22 protein-coding genes are annotated in these 20,900 nt (G+C 36.3%); 11 read left to right on the forward strand and 11 right to left on the reverse strand.

Features of this window, described 5'->3' with window-relative positions; genetic code table 11:
- Window positions 1–266: 266 nt before the first annotated feature.
- The 7 genes from BWI92_RS21365 to BWI92_RS21395 all read right to left on the reverse strand — a co-directional run bounded on the left by BWI92_RS21365 (window position 267) and on the right by BWI92_RS21395 (window position 6,555).
- Window positions 267–1,334, reverse strand: a complete 1,068-nt coding sequence (locus tag BWI92_RS21365; RefSeq protein WP_095166626.1) for a hypothetical protein — start codon at window positions 1,332–1,334, stop codon at window positions 267–269.
- A gap of 163 nt (window positions 1,335–1,497) precedes the next feature.
- Window positions 1,498–1,698, reverse strand: coding sequence for a helix-turn-helix transcriptional regulator (locus BWI92_RS21370; protein ID WP_176464498.1), 201 nt, complete (start codon window positions 1,696–1,698; stop codon window positions 1,498–1,500).
- 26 nt (window positions 1,699–1,724) lie between these two features.
- The gene (locus BWI92_RS21375; protein ID WP_095166630.1) at window positions 1,725–3,956 is read right to left on the reverse strand and encodes a hypothetical protein; all 2,232 of its coding nucleotides are present in this window, start codon (window positions 3,954–3,956) and stop codon (window positions 1,725–1,727) included.
- A gap of 168 nt (window positions 3,957–4,124) precedes the next feature.
- Entirely contained in the window at window positions 4,125–4,583 is a 459-nt protein-coding gene (locus BWI92_RS21380; protein ID WP_095166632.1) for a helix-turn-helix transcriptional regulator, read from the reverse strand.
- Window positions 4,543–5,046 (reverse strand): hypothetical protein, encoded by a 504-nt coding sequence (locus BWI92_RS21385; RefSeq protein ID WP_141234866.1) that lies wholly within the window; start codon window positions 5,044–5,046, stop codon window positions 4,543–4,545. Before BWI92_RS21385 ends, BWI92_RS21380 begins: the two co-directional genes overlap by 41 nt.
- 281 nt (window positions 5,047–5,327) lie before the next feature.
- On the reverse strand, window positions 5,328–5,816 hold the full coding sequence (locus BWI92_RS21390) for a hypothetical protein (protein ID WP_141234867.1): 489 nt from the start codon (window positions 5,814–5,816) through the stop codon (window positions 5,328–5,330).
- A 481-nt stretch (window positions 5,817–6,297) separates the two neighbouring features.
- A complete protein-coding gene (locus BWI92_RS21395) occupies window positions 6,298–6,555 on the reverse strand; it encodes a hypothetical protein (protein WP_095166636.1) in 258 nt (85 codons plus the stop codon).
- A 487-nt stretch (window positions 6,556–7,042) separates the two neighbouring features.
- On the opposite strand from BWI92_RS21395, the gene BWI92_RS21400 reads away from it, so the two are divergent.
- Window positions 7,043–7,975, forward strand: a complete 933-nt coding sequence (locus BWI92_RS21400; protein WP_095166639.1) for an amidoligase family protein — start codon at window positions 7,043–7,045, stop codon at window positions 7,973–7,975.
- 342 nt (window positions 7,976–8,317) lie between these two features.
- Here BWI92_RS21400 and BWI92_RS27400 read toward each other — a convergent pair whose 3' ends face one another.
- On the reverse strand, window positions 8,318–8,578 hold the full coding sequence (locus BWI92_RS27400) for a hypothetical protein (RefSeq protein ID WP_095166643.1): 261 nt from the start codon (window positions 8,576–8,578) through the stop codon (window positions 8,318–8,320).
- On the reverse strand, window positions 8,550–8,786 hold the full coding sequence (locus BWI92_RS21410; RefSeq protein ID WP_095166645.1) for a hypothetical protein: 237 nt from the start codon (window positions 8,784–8,786) through the stop codon (window positions 8,550–8,552). The genes BWI92_RS27400 and BWI92_RS21410 overlap by 29 nt, the downstream gene beginning before the upstream one ends.
- Before the next feature lie 119 nt (window positions 8,787–8,905).
- Here BWI92_RS21410 and BWI92_RS21415 point away from each other — a divergent pair, with 119 nt between their 5' ends.
- The 5 genes from BWI92_RS21415 to BWI92_RS21435 all read left to right on the forward strand — a co-directional run bounded on the left by BWI92_RS21415 (window position 8,906) and on the right by BWI92_RS21435 (window position 16,735).
- Window positions 8,906–9,703 carry a DNA adenine methylase gene (locus tag BWI92_RS21415; protein ID WP_095166648.1) on the forward strand — a complete coding sequence of 266 codons (798 nt, stop codon included), beginning with the start codon at window positions 8,906–8,908 and terminating at the stop codon, window positions 9,701–9,703.
- Between the two features lie 82 nt (window positions 9,704–9,785).
- Window positions 9,786–10,196, forward strand: coding sequence for a hypothetical protein (locus tag BWI92_RS21420; RefSeq protein ID WP_095166650.1), 411 nt, complete (start codon window positions 9,786–9,788; stop codon window positions 10,194–10,196).
- Window positions 10,180–13,689 (forward strand): hypothetical protein, encoded by a 3,510-nt coding sequence (locus BWI92_RS21425; RefSeq protein ID WP_095166652.1) that lies wholly within the window; start codon window positions 10,180–10,182, stop codon window positions 13,687–13,689. The genes BWI92_RS21420 and BWI92_RS21425 overlap by 17 nt, the downstream gene beginning before the upstream one ends.
- The gene (locus tag BWI92_RS21430; protein WP_095166654.1) at window positions 13,686–14,753 is read left to right on the forward strand and encodes a hypothetical protein; all 1,068 of its coding nucleotides are present in this window, start codon (window positions 13,686–13,688) and stop codon (window positions 14,751–14,753) included. The genes BWI92_RS21425 and BWI92_RS21430 overlap by 4 nt, the downstream gene beginning before the upstream one ends.
- Window positions 14,750–16,735, forward strand: coding sequence for a hypothetical protein (locus BWI92_RS21435; protein WP_095166657.1), 1,986 nt, complete (start codon window positions 14,750–14,752; stop codon window positions 16,733–16,735). The genes BWI92_RS21430 and BWI92_RS21435 overlap by 4 nt, the downstream gene beginning before the upstream one ends.
- 131 nt (window positions 16,736–16,866) lie before the next feature.
- On the opposite strand, the gene BWI92_RS21440 is transcribed toward BWI92_RS21435, so the two are convergent.
- Complete coding sequence (locus BWI92_RS21440; RefSeq protein WP_141234868.1) at window positions 16,867–17,262, reverse strand: hypothetical protein; 396 nt, start codon at window positions 17,260–17,262, stop codon at window positions 16,867–16,869.
- Between the two features lie 196 nt (window positions 17,263–17,458).
- Here BWI92_RS21440 and BWI92_RS21445 point away from each other — a divergent pair, with 196 nt between their 5' ends.
- Window positions 17,459–17,869: a hypothetical protein gene (locus tag BWI92_RS21445; RefSeq protein WP_095166661.1), complete on the forward strand. Its 411-nt coding sequence runs from the start codon at window positions 17,459–17,461 to the stop codon at window positions 17,867–17,869.
- 1 nt (window position 17,870) lies between these two features.
- On the opposite strand, the gene BWI92_RS21450 is transcribed toward BWI92_RS21445, so the two are convergent.
- Window positions 17,871–18,239, reverse strand: coding sequence for a hypothetical protein (locus BWI92_RS21450; RefSeq protein WP_095166663.1), 369 nt, complete (start codon window positions 18,237–18,239; stop codon window positions 17,871–17,873).
- A gap of 261 nt (window positions 18,240–18,500) precedes the next feature.
- Here BWI92_RS21450 and BWI92_RS21455 point away from each other — a divergent pair, with 261 nt between their 5' ends.
- The 4 genes from BWI92_RS21455 to BWI92_RS21470 all read left to right on the forward strand — a co-directional run bounded on the left by BWI92_RS21455 (window position 18,501) and on the right by BWI92_RS21470 (window position 20,899).
- Window positions 18,501–18,890: a hypothetical protein gene (locus BWI92_RS21455; protein ID WP_176464499.1), complete on the forward strand. Its 390-nt coding sequence runs from the start codon at window positions 18,501–18,503 to the stop codon at window positions 18,888–18,890.
- Complete coding sequence (locus BWI92_RS21460) at window positions 18,887–19,303, forward strand: hypothetical protein (protein WP_095166668.1); 417 nt, start codon at window positions 18,887–18,889, stop codon at window positions 19,301–19,303. Before BWI92_RS21455 ends, BWI92_RS21460 begins: the two co-directional genes overlap by 4 nt.
- 242 nt (window positions 19,304–19,545) lie before the next feature.
- Window positions 19,546–19,869 carry a hypothetical protein gene (locus BWI92_RS21465; RefSeq protein ID WP_095166670.1) on the forward strand — a complete coding sequence of 108 codons (324 nt, stop codon included), beginning with the start codon at window positions 19,546–19,548 and terminating at the stop codon, window positions 19,867–19,869.
- Entirely contained in the window at window positions 19,850–20,899 is a 1,050-nt protein-coding gene (locus BWI92_RS21470) for a hypothetical protein (RefSeq protein WP_095166672.1), read from the forward strand. The genes BWI92_RS21465 and BWI92_RS21470 overlap by 20 nt, the downstream gene beginning before the upstream one ends.
- Window position 20,900: the final 1 nt, after the last annotated feature.

The following is a 20,900-nucleotide window of genomic DNA, read 5'->3' on the forward strand; positions in this document are numbered from 1 at the left end:
ACTAATATCATAATAGTAACCAACAAATAGGGGAGAGTGTTCTAATGCTACATAAGTCACAACTTGCATTCTAACTCGTACCTTACCGAGTGCCTTCGCCTCAGCTTATGGACGTAGAACCGCCCAGAATATCTTTTACGCTATTTTAATCTTTACAAAAAAACTTCAGTGTTCTTATGCTACATAAGTCAGAACTTACATTCTAACCCGTACCTTACCGAGTGCCTTCGCCTCAGCTTATGGACGTAGAACCGCCCAACATATCTTTACTCTATATAGATAGAGTTCTTTTTTAGCTTTTGCAAAAGTAACTCTTTTATTTTCGAGTAACCAAAATTTCTTATTTGGTACTTTTTATTTTCTTCGTTTTCATCACTAGAAGGCTCGTTACAAACAATTGTAACTTTTCCTACCTGATGTTTTACTAGTAGCTTGACAACTTCAAGGGTCAATCCGTGAGCTAGTGTTTTGGCTGTATTTGACTCTAGCTCGTTGAATTTGTCAAGTGCACGCAATTTTTTAGCTCGTCCGTGTCCTCCTTTTGAGAACTTAGATGCTACCTGAGCCTTGTAGTATCTTGCTTGCAATTGCAAACGCATATGCTCCAGTTTGTCTAAGGATCCAACATCATACACACGCTCGCCAATATTTACCTTTATCGGACATTTCCACGAAATATCAACGATAGCGTGTCTGTTTGGGTCCATCTCGTGAATGACTTTTGGTATTCTTACTACCAAGTTTACAAAGGTTTTCTTTCCTTCATAACTGATAGAAGAGTCACAAAGGTCATACTTTCCTTCCAATATACCCTCTACTATTTTGGCATTTCCTGAGCGGTCACGACCAAAAACCCACAAAATATTATGCTTGAACATTGTAAATCCTTCGATGCTCAATCCCGCTATAGCACTTTTCATAAATGGTATAGGCATACCAAAACGAAAAGTCGCTTGCGTTTTTTTGCCTATAGATACATCAAAAGCATCTGTTTTGAACTTGGCAAAAACATTAGAAGCAAGTGCTGCCCTAATTGTAGAAGGTACTTCGCTATATTCGGCAGCTGAAACCTCATAAGGGATATTCTGCTTTGACTTTTCAGTCATAGCACCCTCTTTACCGTACAAAAACGGCTTTAATTCCGCTTTTTTGGCTACAAGGTTTTGCACCATCAACTCATTTTCAACGGCATCAGCCAGATACAATTTTTGCATCATGCGGTTTGCCATTTTGAAAACTTTTTTGTTCAGGTCTCTTAACATTTCATAAAATGCAACATCTTCGCATCTTACTTGAATTTTTCGGGTAATTATCACCCCTTTGTCTTTTTCCATATTATCAGTTGCAATTTACGAGCGCCAAAGCCTCACATAAGGCTTGCAACAACCTATTTTTATTTTTCAAAATTTTGTTTTTCGCATTTCGCAAAATGCATTTTTCATTTTTCGCATTTTGGCTTTTCGCATTTCGAAAAATCCGTTTTTCGCATTTCGCATTTCATTTTTTCACAAATTCAATACTTAAGTCATAACCACAACCTTTCGCCCAGTCCTCCAATAGATTAAGTCCAATGTTGCGGTTACCTGTTTCGATGGATTCAATAATTTTTTCGTTATATCCGCCTTTCCCAATTCTTTCGGCTAACTCAGCTTGAGACAAGTTAGCCGAAAGACGTAGCTGTTTTAGTCGTTCGTGCATAGTGTTTTTTGCACGAAGATAACAAGCTAAACCCATTCTGCTATATTTTCATGACAGTTCGGGCAAATTTCACAGTCTGGATGTACCTCGGCATCACAGTACTCACAATATACATCACTGCCTTCAAGTAGCGTATTGCTAACAATACTTTGATGTTTAGGCTTAATAGAGGGCTTGATGTCCCTTTTCTTAAGCTTTATAGGTTCATCTCCTGTTTCAGCTAAAAGCCACTGGTTCTTGCCATCCATGTACGAACAGTCTTTGACCATTTGTTCGCTGAAAATTTCTGAACCTTTTTGAAGGATATTTTTGATATTGTAAGTAATACCGTAGCTAGTGGATCCTACTAGGACACGGTTAATTCCAAGCTTGCCAATTATTTTTTCTGATGCAAGTTGGTACATACTTGCAATTGAGTCTTGATATACATTACTTACAGCTTCAATACTATCAAATACCAAATCGCCTTTTTGGCTTCTCCACGCCCAGCTTTGAGCAATGATTTTTCCGTCTTTTTCTACGACGTAAAATGCACTGCTTTCTTCTTGAACTCCATGCTTTGCACAAGCTGAAGCAGCACCTTCTAGGTGCTGGCAACAGTTAGTTATTAGCCCTAGCAAAGCTCCTTTGGGGTCATCATAGGCAAGTTTTCTGAAAGTAAACCCATTTTGGGTCACATGAACGTGTGGGCATGATTCTGCTACTTTCAAATTATTATAAAGAGCCTGATAACGCTCAAACTGATATTGTGAAAGCTTTAATTCGAAGCAAGCAACCGCACACAATGGATTGGTTACATTTTCATAGTGGAACTGAGCAACAGTATTTCTCAGCTCTACAAGGCTTTTGGGTAATCTACCTAATGTATTTTCAACATTTACCCAGTTTGTTGAAAATTTCAATGCTTCTGGATACTTCATAACGAAGTCTTTCCAAGAAATGGAGAATTCTGAAGTAGGCAAAGTGAATTGACCGAAATCATGAATTACATTCGAGCCTTTCAATTGCTCAAGTGAGACATATTTACGATGCGTATTATTATTGACAAATTTTAAAATTTCAGCTTCTGAGCCAAAAAGGGTTGCTAGATTGAAATTTGGCAATAACATAGACTTGTCTTTGCCAAAATGTTGGCACAACTTGGCAAAAGTTGCAGCACCTTTTTTCCATCTTGATAGAAAAGATGGTTTTGGGATATCCTTATTAGTAGCTTCTGAATTATCAAATGGACATCTACCATACAGGTAGTACCAAGCAGCTTTACTTGGCAAGATTTTCGCTTGGTCAGCTTTGCTCATTTTTTGAACTTTACTAGCATACTCGTAATTGAGTGATTGATATCGCCAACCATTAAATTTAGCTTCATAAGTTCCCGTATCAGTAATTAGAGCTAGTCTAATAGGCAGGGATTTCACCTTTCCTACTCTTACAAAATCTTTGTATTTGAAATTACGCCCGTAATTTGTCCACTGTTGAACAAAGCGTTTCCCTTTTAGGAAGTATGATGTTTCTTCAGCAGAGGCATTTTTCCTTATATTTTGAATGAAGTCATCACCATCATATCTACCATATTTTTTACCTAAAATATGAAGGTGATGAAGGATAACTCTAAACTTCTGACAATCTTTAGCACCAGACAAAAACCATGCTTTGACAATGGTATGAGGCGACACACCCCAAACACCATTTGAATCCCAAGCACCATAACCTAGTCCTTTTTCAAAAAGGACCAAACCATTTCTTTTGAGGTATTGTGGCTCTTTTGCCACATTAGCATTGGTTTTCCATGAAATTTCTTCCCAAATTCGGAAACATTTCGGGTCGACATCGGGGTGACAGTGTACAGCATGAGTATAGATAACCTCTGCTTGTCTTTCTTTTATTTTAGTGTAGGCTCTTTCAGCAGGAGTTCTGAAGTAATCAAAATTTAATTCTATGCAATTTCTATACTCTCTATATGATATTTTTAGCTTTTCAATCACCATTTTTGCATAAAGGTCATTAGGGTCTAATTGAAAAGTTCCCCAGTATGAATTAAATGAGCGACTTTTAAGCTCTTCTACTAAATCCAACTCATATTTGGCTCTAGACTTTAGAGTGATATGCTTTTCAGCAAAATCCTCAAAATGTTCTTTATCCTGAGCTTTGACCTTATACTTAGGCATAAAGCCCTTATACTTTTCAGACTTATCGATATAAGTCTTGATAGAATTGTCTATCGCCGCTCGGATACGGAGTTTTTTATTTGAGTTTTTCATGGTTATGCTGTTTGCACCCAGCTAGGTGATTTTTAAATTTTACTTTTTCGCATTTCGCATTTCGCAAAATGGAAATTTAGTTTTTCGCATTTCGCATTTTGGCTTTTCGCATTTCGGAAAACCGCATTTCGCATTTTGGAAATTTGGTTTTTCGCATTTCGCATTTCGCTAATCCTCAAACATGCCAGGGTCAATATCCCCGTAAAAATCCTCAGGATTCGGGGGTATTTCTGCAAACTGTCCGACCCCTTGGAACTGGATTTTGACCTCTAGGGATAGGGCTTTTGCAATCTGGTCGATGGTCTTAAGACCTAACTTGCGTTGCCCTTTTTCAATCGCAGATACAACATGACGGTTATAAGTAGACTCCATTTTTCCGCCTAGTTGAGTCTGTGAATAGCTTCTACCCTTTCGAATTGCAGCTATCAGTTTTGGAACGTCATCTGGATCTACAGACACCCTAAATTCGGCACCACCGTAAACGGACTCAGCCGAAAAAAAGTCCACGAATTCCTCGGGACTTTGAAAACCAACTCCCGTTTGCCATTTGCCAGACGGGAGTTTGAAACTTGTTTCTATTAGCATATCATAAACGAATGAAAAATGAACCGTTATACTCAAAATCATCTAAGCGATAAGGGTTTCCAGTTTCGGCATTCTTTTGCCAAAACGCTTCATACAACTCCTCATTACCCGTTTCGGATACTAAAGGGTATTCGCCCTCTTGTACTCCTTCGCCTCCTTCCCAGTCACGCAAATCAGCGCGTGTACAATACACTTGCAAGAAAGAGCCATCCCAGTTTTCATCAGCACCACCCACCAGAAACTCTTCACGAGTTTCGGCATTGACAACCACATCTCCAGTATCACAGGCATCGCCTAGTCGAGCCCACATTTCCAACTCTTCCCATTCTAGTCCATCCCATGTACCAGTGGCACCGCCACCGCTCAGTGCTTGAGCAAACTTACCGTCTGAAAAAAGACGGAAAATTGCACCATCTTTCGCTTCATCCAACACCATAGTAGTGTCGAAGTCAGTGTGATTGGCAAGCATAATCATGTTTTCGATAGTCATCAATACTGAAGTCATTTTGTACTCCCGATGTAACACCTCGGCGACGGGCTAAAAGCGTTGTTATTTGATGAGTTAAAATTAATAAATTCCTATATGTTATACAAATTTGTATAACATTATTTTTTAGATATTTTATAATTTATATTGATTCTAAACAAAATAGCTACTACATTTGAAACAGTTTCGCAAGGTAGCCATCTGGTTCGGTGAAAACCCGATTAAAATCGCTCATTGGAACGAAGACGTTGTTACAACGCAAAGCAAAAAGGCACTCAATTCGAGTGCCTTTTGCTTTTCTATACGCCTTCTGGTCGAGTTTTTTCGTGCTCTGGATCCAGAAAGAAATCCCCAGTTTCGGGGTCTCTTTCAAATTCCCCGCTGGCATCCTCTTTCAACTTAGGTTGCCAATAGAATTTTGATTTCCTTATAGTTTCTTCAAGCTGGTCAACAAACTGAAGATACTCTAAGTCTTCCTCGCTAGGCTCACCGTAATCCCGTACAGCTTGCCAAATTTCGTAATGATGCTCAAGCATTCTTTTCAGGTCCTGCATGTAAGTGTAAGGACTATGAACTACTTTGAAGCCGTATGGCTTCAAAATATCCTCAATATCGCTCAGGTACTTTGTTGCGATATTTTTGAGTTTACCTACTACGGCTTTTTGCAACATAGTTCGTTGCATATTAGCTTTTCGCTCAACCTCCGAAACTGAAATTATCGGATTATCGCGAAGAAACTGGCAAATTCTTTCGGAGCGTTCAAGCTCCTTTTGAGAAATTTTTTTCATCTTTGTGTCAGCTGTTAGAAAAGCTAATGTCCACAAGGTCGTTTCGAACGGCATAGTGGACATTGTTGCTTATATGGTTACTTGGTTCTTATCAATTCGAAAGTAGTATCCAGTAGGCTTATTTTCGCAATACAGCTCGAAACTATGCAATGAGTTCCGAACTAAAACTATCTTACTTTTTGGCACCTTCTGTGAGTAAGCAATCCAGCTTACAATACCTCGAACTCTAAGAGGCTTGATAGCAGAGGGCAAAAAAACAATAGGCAGGAGGTACAAAAGACCTCTAAGGATAATGCTAAGTAGATTCATTTTGTTGGCTCTTTGCACCGAGCTAGGTGGTTTTTGTTGAAAAATTCCTCTGGGGCAATATGCCCCTGGTACGATTAAAATTGCAATTATTTTTCTGTGATATAGTATTAGATATTAGAAAAGTTGTTGCCCTACTCTCTCTTAGCTTTTCGGGTGCCGCTGTTTTTTTAAATTATTTTGTTACAAATGAGAATTTGTAGTTGAACGACGTACCTAAATAGGCTATAGCGTCGTTAGAATCGCCTTGATATTTAGGAGCGTAATTGAAGCCTTGCCATAGACGCAAGATATTATCTACGTCGTCTAGCTTTCTAAATACATTGTCCTCATTGTCATTATTTTCATAAACGGCAATTTGTCCGTTTTCGATAGCTTTTCTTAGTTTAATTTTCGTTTTTGGAGCTTCCGATACTTTTATGAAATTTTTCATTTTTTTACTGTTTACACCCAGTCAGGTGATTAATCCCTACTCTCTCTCTCAGCTTTTCGGGTGCCGCTGTTTTATTATGTACCAAAGTTAACACCTTTTTTTATTTGTCGCAAATTGAGACAAATAAATTTTTAAAGTTTTTTTATTTTCTTAACATAAATCAATAATTGAGCTTATAACTATCCCGAAACTATCCCTCTACTATCCCGAAACTATCCCGAACTTTTCAAAAATCTGGATCCTGAAATCTGGAAAGTGATATTTCGCACTTTCCCGTTAAACGTATGTTTAGCGGTACAGCTGGCTAGATAGGTATAATCCTATATAATTAGATTTATATTTGTGCTTTTTTCTTATACCAATTATTAAAATACCCAAAAATATAAATTTAAAAATAAACGGTATTTTTTTCGAAATTGACTTGACTATCGAAAGTAACGAGCTTATGTTTGCAACGTAAAAAACAAAATAACTAATTGATAACAAGATGAATACAGCACAAAGACAAACGCAAATCAATGATGTTTTAGCAAATCAAAAAATCACGAAAAACGTTCAGATAAGACAATTATTATCGCTAGAATTAAGCTTTTTAGAGGTAGCTCAATTAACTAATAGTAGCATTAGTTTAGTGAAAAAAATTTTCTTAAAATATTGGCCTGAAAAAGCCGATTTAATCAAATTTTCAATAAAAGATTTTGATGTTAAATTCATCTTTAGAATTGAAGGATTTGGGGTTAATAAGGACGAAATATATAAAAGCTTAATTGATGCTGGATTAAGCGTTAATAAGCCCTCAAATTTGGCACAAGAGCTAACATTTTGGAATGTAATAGATAACAAATCAATTGTAGAATACAAATCATTTGAGGTCAAAAGCCCTATAATCAAAGGCATAGAAGGGCTTAATCAAATCAAAATTGTATTAGATTGTCTGAAAAAATTAAGAATGAAAACTAATGATTATTGTAGTATTCATATTCATTTTCTAACAGCTTTCACAGATCCAAATCATCTACACAATGCTGTCATTAACTATATTCGTTATGAAAATGTTATAGACAAATTTCATAAGCCTTGTAGACGCTTAGATGAAAACCCTTATTGCAAAAGCTTAATAAGCTACGAAAACGCTTTATTACAAATAGGTAATGATACCCAAAAATTATCAATTGTAGGACCTAATCAAAATCACAAATTGAATTTCCCTAACAAAATTCATTTAGGTACAATTTGTTTTAGCCATCAAAATTCTACAACTAATTATACCCACGTTGAAAATTGGATTGTATTTTTAGACAATCTATTTCAATTTTCAAAATTTGAACAAGTGAACACTATTTCAGCAAATATCAAATCATTTGAAAAATTTGTCAAACCTAGCGTATTGAAATACTTTCAAAAGCTAATAAAAAAATAATCTTTAAGAATTAATTTTACCGAGCTTATTTGTAAGCTCGGTTTTGCTCTTCCCTAATTTTTCTAAGGATCGATCCATTTTTCAAAAATATCAATTATTATTTTGTTTAGAATTTATAAAAGCGTTCAGCCCTGCCGAACGCTTTTTTTTTGGTCTACAAATAGGCCAGGACGGGGCCACCCCGATCATATATCAAGCGCAAGCCCCGTTGCAATTGCAACCCGACCTACTGCGTGAAACGGAGTTCGGAAGAAATAAAAAAAGAATCTCCCCTTCAAAAAGGGAGATTCCGTTGACGTACAGGGAGTTATGAAAAAACACACTATTAATTGTGTGTCTTTTTTATCTCCCCTTTTGCAAAAACGAGTAAAAATACCAGCTTAAAAGCCGTTTTATTACTCTTTCTGTTACAAATTCTTTGTTTTCAATAACCTCAAACCCAAGTAATTGATTAGGTAACACATAAATTGGCTTACCATCAATTAGTGTTTTAAATTCATCGTATGATGAACTTTCATAAACCTTAAATACTATATCTTGAGTAATGAATTTGATAAACGTTTCATTTCCTTCTTTATAGACTTGAAACTTCTTTTCCTTCATCTAATGTAAATCCTCTGTAGTGAACTTTAGGATTTACAGTTGATGGCATACTCAAAACATATATCACTGTTTCAGTGATAAAGTAAGGAAACAGAAAACCTGCTCTCATGTGGGAAGGCATCTTATACCTTCTCCATCTATCTTTTGTCTTTTCACATTCTTCGAATGCTTTAGCACCTTGCACTTTCAGAGAAATTAAATGGTCCATACTAAGACGTTTTGGAGGTGTCGCCCCTCTTGAGATAATATTTTTTATGCAAAAGCGTTATTTTTATAACGCTTTTGCAGTTTCTTTGTAGAAGTTTAATACTACAACCTATTAATAAAATGACTAAACCACTTTTAAAAACTCCTATCTCCTATTACGGAGGTAAGCAGACACTCCTATCTGAAATCCTTCCCCTGATTCCAGAACATCACACTTACGTTGAGCCTTTCTTTGGCGGTGGTGCCGTATTTTTTGGCAAGCCACAATCCAAAGCTGAAGTTGTCAATGATACTAATAGTAATCTTATCAACTTTTACAAAGTACTAAAATACGACTTTGAAAGCTTAAAAGAAAAAATTGACGAGTCTTTTCATTCGAGACTTCAGCATCGTGAATCTTTAAACGTTTATGAAGATGAAGAATGTATTGACAAAGACAAAATTCAAGCTGCTTGGTCGGTATGGATGCAAACAAACATGAGCTTTAGCTGTATGATTGGGGCTGGATTTGGCTATGACAAATTAGGCAAAGTTGCTCTCAAGATTGGCAACAAAAAGGAGAAATTCACTGAGCTTTTCCAGCAGCGCATGAAGCGGGTCACCATCGAAAACTACGACGTTTTAAAAGTTGTAAAAGCCTACGACTCACCCGATGCATTTTTCTACTTTGACCCTCCGTATGTTTCTGCAAACCAAGGCCACTATGGAGGATATACGCTTGATGACTTTAAGAATTTACTTGATGCTTGTGCTAATCTAAAGGGTAAATTCTTACTGAGTTCTTATCCTGAGCCAATTTTGATGGAGTATCGCAAAAAATTCGGATGGAAATCAAAAGATATTGAGAAAACCCTAGCTGTAGATGGTAGACGGAAAGCTACCAAGAAAAAAATTGAGTGCTTAACTTGGAATTATTAACCTGAGGCCATCCAGATTGGATGGCCTTTTTGTTTGAAAAAACGTCCTTGAAATACTCCATCACTACAACATATTTTGTATCATGGAGATCAAAAACCCACTACTTCAATACCTTGAAGGTGAAGGTACACGCCTTGAAGAAAGAGTAAAGACTCGTGTTAAATACAAAAACATCATAAAAAGGTCAAAAACCAAAGACCCTGCAAATGTTCGAATAACCTCATCAAATACAAGTATTTTGGTTGAGGTTATTTCCGATGATTCTATTCGTATTCGCGATGCTGGTTTTGGTAGATACTATCAAAAAGGTAAACGACATTATCCACCTAGACCTGACCAAAGAGTTAAAAAAAGAAGAAAATTTAAACTTATAAATAGACCAATGTATGATATGTATAACCGATTCCTAAGAGTTGGCATAAACGTACTTGGCCGTACAGTTTCTACAAATATTCTAGACCTAATCAATAAAAATAATGGCACTACGAGCTGACCAAATTCAACTTCGAATTGATATTGAATTACAAAATGTTATCAATAAAATAGGTTTACTCGAAAATAAAATTTCTGACCTAAACCATTCATTTCTTGATTTAAAAAAGGAAATGCAGGGCATGGAAAAGGAAATTTTAAAGAATGATGATGCCTATAAGCAAGCAAAAAAGACACTAAATGAGGTTGTAAGAGAACATGGCAAAAATTCTGAAGCTGCTAATGTTGAACGTAAAAAACTGGAAGAGTTAAAGAAGACTGTTCTTTCAGGAAATGAGGCGTACTCTGCCAAAGAAAAGCAATTATCTGAACTATCAAATAAAATTTCAGAAGCTTCAAAAGAACTTGACATGCTTAGGAAATCTGAAAAAGATAGCCTTCGTACTGCCGACAGCTTGGAGCAAGAATACAAGCAAATTACCAATGCATTAAGGTTAATGACATTTGGTACAAAAGAGTATATTGAGCAACTCAAAAGAAAAGAGCAGATTGAAAAGGAACTTGAGTCACGTACTCAAGCATCTGGTCGTAGAAATGGCTATGGCAATATTATCAGTGAAGGAGGCTTAGGCGGTACATTAGCTGGGCTTTCTGCTATGTTTTATCGTGTGATGGCCATCGTTGGTGCTTTAAAGTTTTTAAAAGACGCTTTTGAAAAAATTTGGGAGGTTGGTACTAAGCGTGAATCACTCAATAACCTATTACTCACTACTCTCAACAATAGTAAAGCTGCAACTGCTGAAGCTCAAAAAATCATTCGAGAATTTGCAACTAAAACAGGAACTGACCTCGAAAATGCCACAATGGCATTCAAGCGAATGTCGGATATTGGTATCATTCCAACAATGGATACTATGATATCACTCTCTGACATGGCAAAATCATCAAACAAATCAGTTTCTGATTATGTAGAAGCAATTGCCGATAGTCAGCAAAATGAAAATGAACGCTTAAAAGAGTTTGGCATTAATGCTCAAGTACAAGGAAGTAAGGTTGTATATACATTTAAAGGAATAAGAACGGAGGTTGACAACAATGCCTTAGCTATATCAAAATACTTGATTTCTTTAGGCAATGTTGAGGGTGTGATGGGCGCAACAACTAAAGCATCTGAAGCTGCTTTAGGTTGGTGGGTTCGATTTAAAAACACATTGAATGATTGGTATGAAAATGCTTTTAAAAAAATTGAGCCTTCTTTAAAATCTCTTTTAAAAGGTCTTACAGAAATGGTAAGTCCTGCTAAATCAGCTACTCAAGTATTTGAAGAACAAAAACAAAAAGTTATTCAACTAAATGATTCTCTTCCTGGGCTTTTAACAAGGTATGAGGAGTTAAGTAAAATCACTAAACCAACTAAAGAGCAACAAAAGGAGTTAAGGGATATCATTGAGCAAATTGGAATTATTGTTCCTAATGCCAAGGAAGGGATGGATAAATATGGGCAAACTTTAGGCATTAATACTACCATTGCAAAAGACTATATCGAACAACAAAAACTCATTTTACAATATACCAACAGGATTGCAATTCAAGAAACTGAGAATGATATCTTAAGAATGAAACGTGAGCAATCTCTTGTTGAGCAATCTGCCAAATTTGAGCGTACAGCGGATGGCAGAAGAAAAGCGACTGAAAGATATTTATTTGGAGTGCAGAATAAGTATTTCAAAATGACAAAGGAATATATTTCTGAAGAGGAGTTCAATAAACTTCAATCATCTTTACAAGCACTAAATAATGGTATAAAAGGAGCTGAAGAAACATTAAAAGTGCTAAAAGGTGAAAATCTTGTTACTCCTAAAAATGAAGAAAAAGATAAAAACAAACAAACTGAACTTGAAAAGGAACGCATCAAGCGTGAAGCTCAATTAGCCAAAATGCAACGTGATGCTACTGCTGATGAATTAGCCAAAAAACTAGCTCGTGAACGTGAAGTAAGACTTGACGCTGAGTTCAAAGCTCTCGAAGAAATTGCAAAAATGGACTCGGAGGCTATCAAGGATGAACTTGAGCGCAATGAATCAAATATCCGCTTAGAGGCTAGTATGAAAGTAGCCGAAAAAGACCGTGAACTCAAAAAGGCTAAAGTATCTCAGCAAGACCACGATCGATTACTGGAGGACTTTCGAGTAAGTACATACAAGGCTGCGGAAAGACAAATTGAAGACCTTAAAGAAAAGTCTCGTCGTGAAGATGAATTAAAAGCTGAGGAGTCTGCCAAAAAGATTTTGGCTGTTACTGACCGTCTGTATGAGCAAGAAATAAACGCACGAATCAAACAAAAGGAACGTGTTGGTGATGACTTTGGGGTATTGATGGAACGCATCAATTTGCTCAATTTCCAATGGTCAAAAGAACTCCGTAACAAAGAGCTTACTGAAGAGGAGAAATTGGCAATTGAAAAGTCCTACATGGAGCAATCCGAGAATGCTTGGGATGAATACTTTGTACGTAAACGCAATAAGTATATCAACGCTACTCGCCAAAGCCTCGAAAACGACCTTGAACAAACAAAACGCAATATTTTCAAGCATCATGATGCTCAAGTAGCCATGCTCAACTTCGAGTATCATGCAGAGCTTGAAAATGCTGTTAAAATTGGCGCTTCTACTGAAGAAATCCATCGTAAGTATGCCTTACGTCGTAGGGAGTTAGAAAAGGGCATGTGGATGGATATCGCTAGTTTAGCTATTCAGGCTTATTCCAATATCACTAACTCATTAGCCGAAAGTCGAAACCTCGATAATCAAGCTGAGCAAATAAATGCTGATAATGCCAAAAACAGGAAGGTAAACTCTCTTAAGCAGCAATATGAATCTGGTCTTATAACCAAGAAGAAATATGATGCTGAAATAGAAAAAGCTGATAAAGAATACGAGAAGAAACAAAGGGCTATCAAAAATCGTCAGGCGCAAAGTGAGCATGATGCCAATGTGATTAAAGCTACTCAACAGGCTATTCAATCTGTTTTACAAACTATGTCATCGGTGCCTTATCCTTTCAATATTCCACTGGTAGCAATTCAAACAGCATTGTCTTTAGACCAAGTACAAAAGTTAGCTGCTTTACCTATACCAGAGTATTTTTGGGGTGGTGACACTGGGGAAGGCAATGACAAAACAAGGGTAAACGATGGTAAGAATGGATTTTTATCAATCCTACACCCCAACGAGTATGTCGTGCCTAAAAACATCCGACAACAAGACTGGTGGAAGCCTATCGAAAGAGTTGTAGAAGCCAAGCGGATTAATAGTTATTTCCAAGGAGGCTCTCCTACTCCTATGAACTTTGACTATTTACAAAATCCAAATTTCAACGCTAACAAGGAGCTAGTTGATGTAATTACCAAACAACAGGAGGTATTAGATTCCCTCAAAACTACAATTGAAAGCGGCATTATGGCAAAACTACTCTTCCAGTCTCGTGATGCTGAGGAAATTTTTAAAATATTGGATGAGAATTCTAAAACGAAAAAAAACGCTTTGGCTAAATGATAAACTTTGCAAAAAATGAGCTATTCTACACCGAAGCGTACGATGGCTCAAATAATTTCAAAAAGGCTTTGATTAAATTTGGTGCTACCGATCTAAACGCCAATGCGCCATTGATGGCATTTGTCATCAATGGCAACTATACTTTTGACTTGTCGAGTATTTTGGTCAATAATCCGATATTCAAACAGGCTCTTCCAACATTACCTACTGAATTTGGCTTTCATACTACCGATTTGGTGAAATCTATTGAGGTGCTTACCGCTGCACTATCATCCACAGTTTTTGCCTCAAAAACTACCTTAATGGTGCATAATGGCAAAATACCGCAGCAGTATTTTGAGCTTTTTGGCCAAAACTACATCAAAAATTACTTTTCTGGACAATTTTTGTCCAATCGTAAAAACTCGGAGATTGTAAGCCTAACTCAGCCAATTTTCTATCATTTTGCTACTACATGGGACAATCTTCCAACAGGCATAAAACTCTATGCTCGCTTTGGAGGTCGTGACTTTTACACCGATCCTGTTTATTTGCATGATGATTATGCCTCTGTCGTACTCAACAAAATCTATTTTTATTCCTTTTCTCCAAGCCATCTTTTAGATTTCTATGATGGTTATCAGGAAGTCGAACATATTGATTTGTTCTGGGTATCTGATACGCAAACTTTTGAACAAAAACGTTTGATTATCGACTATAATACTCCACTCGATGAAGTAATGCTTTGTTTCCAAAACATCTTTGGTGTTTGGGAAACAGTCAGGCTCGAAGGCGAACGCAAGGACAAAGTAGATGTCAAGTCCGAAACAGCTCAAATCAAAAATAAGACCTTTACGCTCGACTCTGAGGTAAGAGATAGCTTTAGTATCACCCTTGGCAAACATAACTCTCAGCATAGCAAGGCTATCATACAGGATTTGGCTTTTTCTGACGATATCTATATGATACAGGATCAGCAGTTTGTTTTACTCAACAAAAGCTTTAGCAGCTTAGAAAGTTACACTTCTACAAACCAGTACGACAACCCAACCTTAGAATTTTATATCTCCAGTATAAACCGATGAAATTTATCGTAAACGACAACGAAATTGCCATCAAGGCACTTTCTGACTGCGAAATAGTAAAAACCTCACCCTTGACTAGTCTGGAGGTCAAGGGTGAGTATGCGCTTAGTTTTGAGTTGCCAGCTACACCCGAACTTCAGAAGGCTTTAGGATATCCACATCTCCGAAACATCGCCAGCGCGCCAAGTAGCTTTACCTCTATGATTCTCGATGGTAATATCCTACTCTACGCAGGTACTGGCAATATCAAAAATGCTGCACGCCAGTATTACTCTGTTGATTTGTCGACCGCCCCGGGAAATATTCCGTTAAGTCTGTGGACTCAAAAGTTGGCTAAGTTTGATTTTGGAAATGATGTAATTGCAACGACCAATGCAAATACAATTTTCTACAAGCTCAATATTTATGATGTAATTGGTACACGTACCAGCTCATCAACACTATACTCATTATCGGACTATATTGGTAGTAACTTTACTACTTTTCAGTTATTTATTAATACCGATAAAGTACTCGAAAAAGATTTTAATTATTCTGCTTCAGCCGTATATGATGGTACTGATTTTATTCAGGAAATGATTGATGCCTATAATGATGCCCCTAGCTCTCTTTACCCTAATTCAAAAATTGAGAGATACGAAACCGAGTGGGTTGTACGTGTACCCGACGGTAACTTTACTATTACTGCCAAAATTATAGTGCATCCTTTACCAACGGGTGGTGTTGGTAGACCACGCCCTGGATCCACCGAATTTACAATTACCTACAACTTTACAAGGCTTACTTATCCAAGCCTTAATGGGTACTTTAACAATGCTTTGGGAAATACATGGACAAAACCCTACGAATTACCCACTGTATATGCACCAAACTTCTATGGGGATGGCAATGGCGACTTTAACGGGTATATCAACCTCAAACAAGGTTCTAGCTTTTTCTATTCGTCCGACACTGACCTAAATGTTTATACGTTTTGTCCTGCTTTTAGATTACAGTGGATTTTTGAGAAACTTTGCCAACTCCTTGGATACACCGTTGATTCTTCTTTCTGGACAAATTCAGTATGGAAAGATGTTCTTTGGCTAACATTGGTTAGTACAGATAAACAACATCCTTCAACCTCTAAGCCATTTATCCTGCATAACAATATTATCACTTATGCCGATTATTTGCCAGATTGGACAGCTCAGGAGTTTATCAACTATCTACAGGATTTTATGAATGTAATGGTTGACTTTAATTCGATGACCAAAGTAGCATCAATCAGATATAGGACAATTAATTTAAGCACTGCCAAAAAGATAAATATTGATTCCTACATCACCGAAGGTCCCAACAACCCTACTGTTCAACAGAAGTATGCTTTCAAATGGAATATTACTAACTCCGACGAGCCTTCTTTTGAAAACACAAAGTTTGAGGAACGCCCACTCGATGGGCAGGAAAATGTAACCAACATTACAATTGCCTTTGTGCCAATGGTTCAACAGTCCGAATACTCAGAAGTAGACTCATCCAACCCTCAGCGTATCAATCCACATGGTAGTTACCAATCATCATGGGACTGGAGCTATAACGGTGGTTCTGGCATCATTAATCCTGCAGCACCTAGTGGTGAGTTATCAGTTTGGCAGTCTGGGCGCTCTGCAATGTTTGATATGAGTAAAGAAGATATAAAGAGTAGAGTCCTTTTTTATTCGCGAACAGGATCCACACAAACTATGTCCAACGAAAAATCAGGACAAAGCCTATTTATCCAAGGAGATAATGGACTATACAAAAAACTGTGGGAATCCTACATCAAGCAATTTCAAAATACTATCGAATGCAATGTTAGCTGTATTTTACCACGTCAGGTCTTATACGAAATCCAGTGGGATACTATTTTACTGGCCGACAACGTGCCTTGGGTTTTACATGAAGTAAAAATCAATCCTGAATCTCAAAAAACATCTATGTTGATACGAAGGGTATCGCAATAAAGCTCACATTATCAATCATATAAAAACAAAATATATTATCCGATAATAAGACAATAATACAATATGATTATCTTATTATCGGATAAAACAATTTATTTTTGTCCCACATAAATTCAAAGCCAAATAAAGCTTTATGGTTTGAAAGGCTTCCAAATCTCAAGAATATAATCAAAGTGTTTTTTTAAATATTGTTCAATATCATCCAGTTCATCTTTCTGAATATTACTGATAAATATGGGCATAAAGTTGCCTTTTCTTTGCTGAATCATACTCAGTTGCAAATTTATACCTTCTACAAATCCTCGTTCCGAAATCAAAAATTGCTCATACTCTCCAACTTCATCTAATCTACCATCTAATAAGATTGTATGCCATAAGCCTTCCTCATCTTTATGGAGTTTTGTTAACTCATAAAAATCAAATCGATAGATTAGATTATGGTCAAAAAATTGCAAGGGAAACTCCTTTTTAAAAGACTCCCAATTATTAAAAACCATGTGCATTGATTCCTGCAAATAGTTTCTCATTGGTATTGGATGTAAATGGTCACATGATAGCAGATTCATAGAATAATGAATTTAATTGAAATGAAATACGTCGATAAGACAATATTACGAAATTATTATCCGATAATAAGATGATAAGATTATCTTATTATCATACATTTTTTATATTTTTACATAGTACTTACCTAACCACTACAATCCTTTCTCTAATATTCTTATGAACTGGCTAAAAAAACTATTTGGCTTCAAGGAGCAAAGCCCAAAGGAGACTAAAAAAGAACCAAAGAAAACTATTTCTAGTGGTGCAACAATTGGTGGGTATTCAAGCGCCTACAGAGGTTTTGATTTCCCATCGAGTAACGACAATGACCACTACAATCCTCTGAGTCCAACAAGTCCGTTTTTTTATGGACAAAATCATGAAGAAAGTGCTCCAGTTCAAAACCAAGAGCAAGAACAACATCATACACATCGCCATCATTCTGATACAGTAGATAACAGCCATTGGCACCACCATCATCATACTGGCGATTCACACTCGCACGACTACCCAAGTAGTCCAAGTGATTCAGTATCGTATGACTCTGGTTGCTCTGATAATAATAATTCTTCTGGATCTGATTATTAGATTACTCTACATTCTCAAAGTAGTGAATCTTTGACCACTTGCCAATTCGGCAGCGGTACACAGCAGCTTCTTTCTTTTGGAACTCAGCGTAAGTAAAAGCATCGACATCTACCTTAGCTCTGTAGCCACCTATGGTCTCAATGCCCAAATAATACTTAGCTGCATGACGCTTTAGGCTATGCGAAACATTGCCTTTTTTATCAGTAGATGTTACAATTTCATTCCATGCAGGTCTATAATCAGCATAAACAATTTGACACTTTTCTTGATATACTTTTCCGCTACAACAGTCAAACAGAAACAAGAAAAATAAGGAAGCTACAGCGCAAACTAAAAGAATGGGAGCTAAGGAGTTATGGTAATTTTTCATAGGTATAGATGATTTGTAAAACAGTGTAAATGTAAGAAAAATAAATGAGACTCAAATCAATCAAAATACCATTAACAAATGGGAAAACTATAATTTTAAATGTTAAGGATTATAAATATTCTAAAATCGATATGCGGTTTAGCTCTAAACCAGAACCACTTTACATATCAATCAGAATACCTCATATAACCCATATAGAACAGCAGGATTTTGAAATTAAACGTTTCAATGGTGATATTCAACTATACAGATTGTTTGAAAATGCTTGCAACTCTTGTAAAAAAATCCCCTTATTTCTTTGGAAAAGTTATGTCTAGATTAATACTCAAAAGAATAAAAATACCATTACTAGATGGTCAGTATCATGTGTTAGAAGTAAAAGGAATATTTCTTACTAAGCTAACACCTTTACCTACGGGAATTCGAAATCAAATCGATTTACAAATTTCATTTATTCATCCATTTAAAGTTTATGTAGAGATAATACATGTAAAAAGATTTCAAGGAGACTTTGAACTTTATGAGTCATTCGAAAACGCTTGCAAAGACAATATTTTAAAGCATCAAATATTAGATAGAAAAGAATACTTAATAAGGAATCGCTTCACAACCAATCAAAACCAAGAATTTTTAAGCCATTTACTAGAATGAAACTCATTCCTAAAAGAATCAAAATACCACTGGCAGATGGAGGTACATACATTATAGATTCTGATAAAATTCACCTTTTAGAATTTAACATTGAACCACCAACAACAAAACCTAATGATGAAGTGGAAATTATAATTCGTACAGTTACCCACAATTCTGTAATTGTCGAAACTATAAAAGCTCGCAGATTTCATTTAGATTATCATCTCTATGATGCATTCATGAACTATTGCATCAAAAAGCAGTTAGCTTACTCCAAAAAAACCCAAGGAATTCTGCGTTATACTACTTGCTTATTAATGCTGAAAAAATCTAGCTTTTACCATCACATACCACTAAAAAAACATTTTCACAAAACTAAGAAAGTGTTATATTTTTTAAAGAAAATTTATGCTTTTTGCCATGTTTTGTAAAAATTTTTGTCCTTGTCCATGAGAGCAGAAATAAAAGCACCAAAGTATCTATTTAACTATTTAAAAGCTGAAAATTTGATAAATGACAAGAAAATGATTACAAACTATGTAATCATTAATGTTTTTATCTCTTTAGCTATGATTGAGTTCAAATCTAGTGAAATAGAAAATGTACAACCAATAAGTAATATACCTCCAAAGCTTAAAAACAAATATCGGCGTAAGACAACAATTATTAATAAATGCAAGAAAAAAGAGTTGATATACCTTACCATACCAGAACGGTACTTCAAAAGGATGATTTTGAAAAAATCAAAAACGACCCAGAGGTAATCAACAACTTTCTCAATTTTCTTAAAAAGAAGATGTGGGATTCTTTTGCCGAAAATACACGCCTACATCAAAATCTTGGTATTAAGAAGTTTTTGGGTGTTTCAATTGCAGATTTTTACCAAAAATACAACCTTGACGAAGACCTTCTTCCTTCTGTAAATTTGAAGAAAGCATGGCACCGTCGAAAGGGCTACACCAAAAATTTAAACAGACATGAAAGATATCCTGTGTAAAAACACAAATATTGGCAGCGTAAAACAATTAAGAGCTATCTACACCGACGACGTACTTCGTAATAAAATGTACGACGATAGCCTTTTATTTGCCTATGGAGCCAATTGGATATTTGATTGGCAAGACGTAACCGTTAATGCTTCTTATGAATTGCAACCAGATTTAGCCAAAATCACAGTAAACGTTGATAGTGCCTATCCTGCTCACAAATTTTTGGCAGAAGTCAAGCGTAAGCTAATCAATCAGTCATTTTCATTGGAGTTTACAGACGAAAACCAAATTACTCAGGTTTTCCACTGCATGACCTGTTCTAGTGTCAAAAAAACCACTGAAATCACCCGTACAGGCGCTGTTAGGTACGAACTAGTATTTGAAAACCATAAGGATAAATGGGCTTTTTTCAACAAAAAACCAGTGTTACAAACCGTAAGAGCCAAATTGGTTTATTACAGTATCAATGTACCAAGTTCAGAGTTGTACGTACAATTGTTTGATTACTGCGATATCAACTTATTCCAGTACAATCTTTACAACCAAGCCAAAGAGTTAATTCGTACAAGCACTCAGCCAAAGTTTACGGCCGTGACTAAGGGCATCTACACGGTAGAGGTTATCAACAAAAGCAATAATCTGATCACTGAAAGCCTGACTATTGATACCAACGCCTTGAGCGATAGTACACCGTACTTATTGCTATCAGGCTATAACGATGCCTTGAAGTTTCCGAAGAAGAAACTAACCAGAAACCTGTTTGATGATGGAATTATCAAAAATGTAAGCGCCACTACTCAACTCAATAATAACAATGTACTCTACAACCTACAAATCGAACTCTGGAAGGAGTCCGTAAACTACAACCTATTATTTGGCCACACATCCGACATCAATCAGGCCAAGTTACTCCAAGGTGGTACACTTACGCCTGGGCAATACTATGTTTTTGCACAACACAAGTTCTACAAACAGGATTACGATTATCGATTAATCAACCTAACCAATCCAAATCAAGAAGAAATAACAACTTCATGAC

It is taken from the genome of Flectobacillus sp. BAB-3569 (genome assembly GCF_002270355.1).
In the GTDB taxonomy this organism is placed as follows: domain Bacteria; phylum Bacteroidota; class Bacteroidia; order Cytophagales; family Spirosomataceae; genus Flectobacillus; species Flectobacillus roseus.

What these genes read in the sequence shown, in the direction of transcription:
- BWI92_RS21470 (WP_095166672.1), top strand. Translation starts at nt 19,850, where the DNA reads ATGAAAGATATCCTGTGTAAAAACACAAATATTGGCAGCGTAAAACAA.
- BWI92_RS21460 (WP_095166668.1), top strand. Translation starts at nt 18,887, where the DNA reads ATGAAACTCATTCCTAAAAGAATCAAAATACCACTGGCAGATGGAGGT.
- BWI92_RS21390 (WP_141234867.1), bottom strand. Translation starts at nt 5,816, where the DNA reads ATGAAAAAAATTTCTCAAAAGGAGCTTGAACGCTCCGAAAGAATTTGC.
- BWI92_RS21385 (WP_141234866.1), bottom strand. Translation starts at nt 5,046, where the DNA reads ATGACTTCAGTATTGATGACTATCGAAAACATGATTATGCTTGCCAAT.
- BWI92_RS21430 (WP_095166654.1), top strand. Translation starts at nt 13,686, where the DNA reads ATGATAAACTTTGCAAAAAATGAGCTATTCTACACCGAAGCGTACGAT.
- BWI92_RS21420 (WP_095166650.1), top strand. Translation starts at nt 9,786, where the DNA reads ATGGAGATCAAAAACCCACTACTTCAATACCTTGAAGGTGAAGGTACA.
- BWI92_RS21380 (WP_095166632.1), bottom strand. Translation starts at nt 4,583, where the DNA reads ATGATTTTGAGTATAACGGTTCATTTTTCATTCGTTTATGATATGCTA.
- BWI92_RS21400 (WP_095166639.1), top strand. Translation starts at nt 7,043, where the DNA reads ATGAATACAGCACAAAGACAAACGCAAATCAATGATGTTTTAGCAAAT.
- BWI92_RS21435 (WP_095166657.1), top strand. Translation starts at nt 14,750, where the DNA reads ATGAAATTTATCGTAAACGACAACGAAATTGCCATCAAGGCACTTTCT.
- BWI92_RS21445 (WP_095166661.1), top strand. Translation starts at nt 17,459, where the DNA reads ATGAACTGGCTAAAAAAACTATTTGGCTTCAAGGAGCAAAGCCCAAAG.
- BWI92_RS21370 (WP_176464498.1), bottom strand. Translation starts at nt 1,698, where the DNA reads ATGCACGAACGACTAAAACAGCTACGTCTTTCGGCTAACTTGTCTCAA.
- BWI92_RS27400 (WP_095166643.1), bottom strand. Translation starts at nt 8,578, where the DNA reads ATGAAGGAAAAGAAGTTTCAAGTCTATAAAGAAGGAAATGAAACGTTT.
- BWI92_RS21415 (WP_095166648.1), top strand. Translation starts at nt 8,906, where the DNA reads ATGACTAAACCACTTTTAAAAACTCCTATCTCCTATTACGGAGGTAAG.
- BWI92_RS21450 (WP_095166663.1), bottom strand. Translation starts at nt 18,239, where the DNA reads ATGAAAAATTACCATAACTCCTTAGCTCCCATTCTTTTAGTTTGCGCT.
- BWI92_RS21465 (WP_095166670.1), top strand. Translation starts at nt 19,546, where the DNA reads ATGCAAGAAAAAAGAGTTGATATACCTTACCATACCAGAACGGTACTT.
- BWI92_RS21425 (WP_095166652.1), top strand. Translation starts at nt 10,180, where the DNA reads ATGGCACTACGAGCTGACCAAATTCAACTTCGAATTGATATTGAATTA.
- BWI92_RS21440 (WP_141234868.1), bottom strand. Translation starts at nt 17,262, where the DNA reads ATGAGAAACTATTTGCAGGAATCAATGCACATGGTTTTTAATAATTGG.
- BWI92_RS21410 (WP_095166645.1), bottom strand. Translation starts at nt 8,786, where the DNA reads ATGGACCATTTAATTTCTCTGAAAGTGCAAGGTGCTAAAGCATTCGAA.
- BWI92_RS21455 (WP_176464499.1), top strand. Translation starts at nt 18,501, where the DNA reads ATGCTTGCAACTCTTGTAAAAAAATCCCCTTATTTCTTTGGAAAAGTT.
- BWI92_RS21375 (WP_095166630.1), bottom strand. Translation starts at nt 3,956, where the DNA reads ATGAAAAACTCAAATAAAAAACTCCGTATCCGAGCGGCGATAGACAAT.
- BWI92_RS21365 (WP_095166626.1), bottom strand. Translation starts at nt 1,334, where the DNA reads ATGGAAAAAGACAAAGGGGTGATAATTACCCGAAAAATTCAAGTAAGA.
- BWI92_RS21395 (WP_095166636.1), bottom strand. Translation starts at nt 6,555, where the DNA reads ATGAAAAATTTCATAAAAGTATCGGAAGCTCCAAAAACGAAAATTAAA.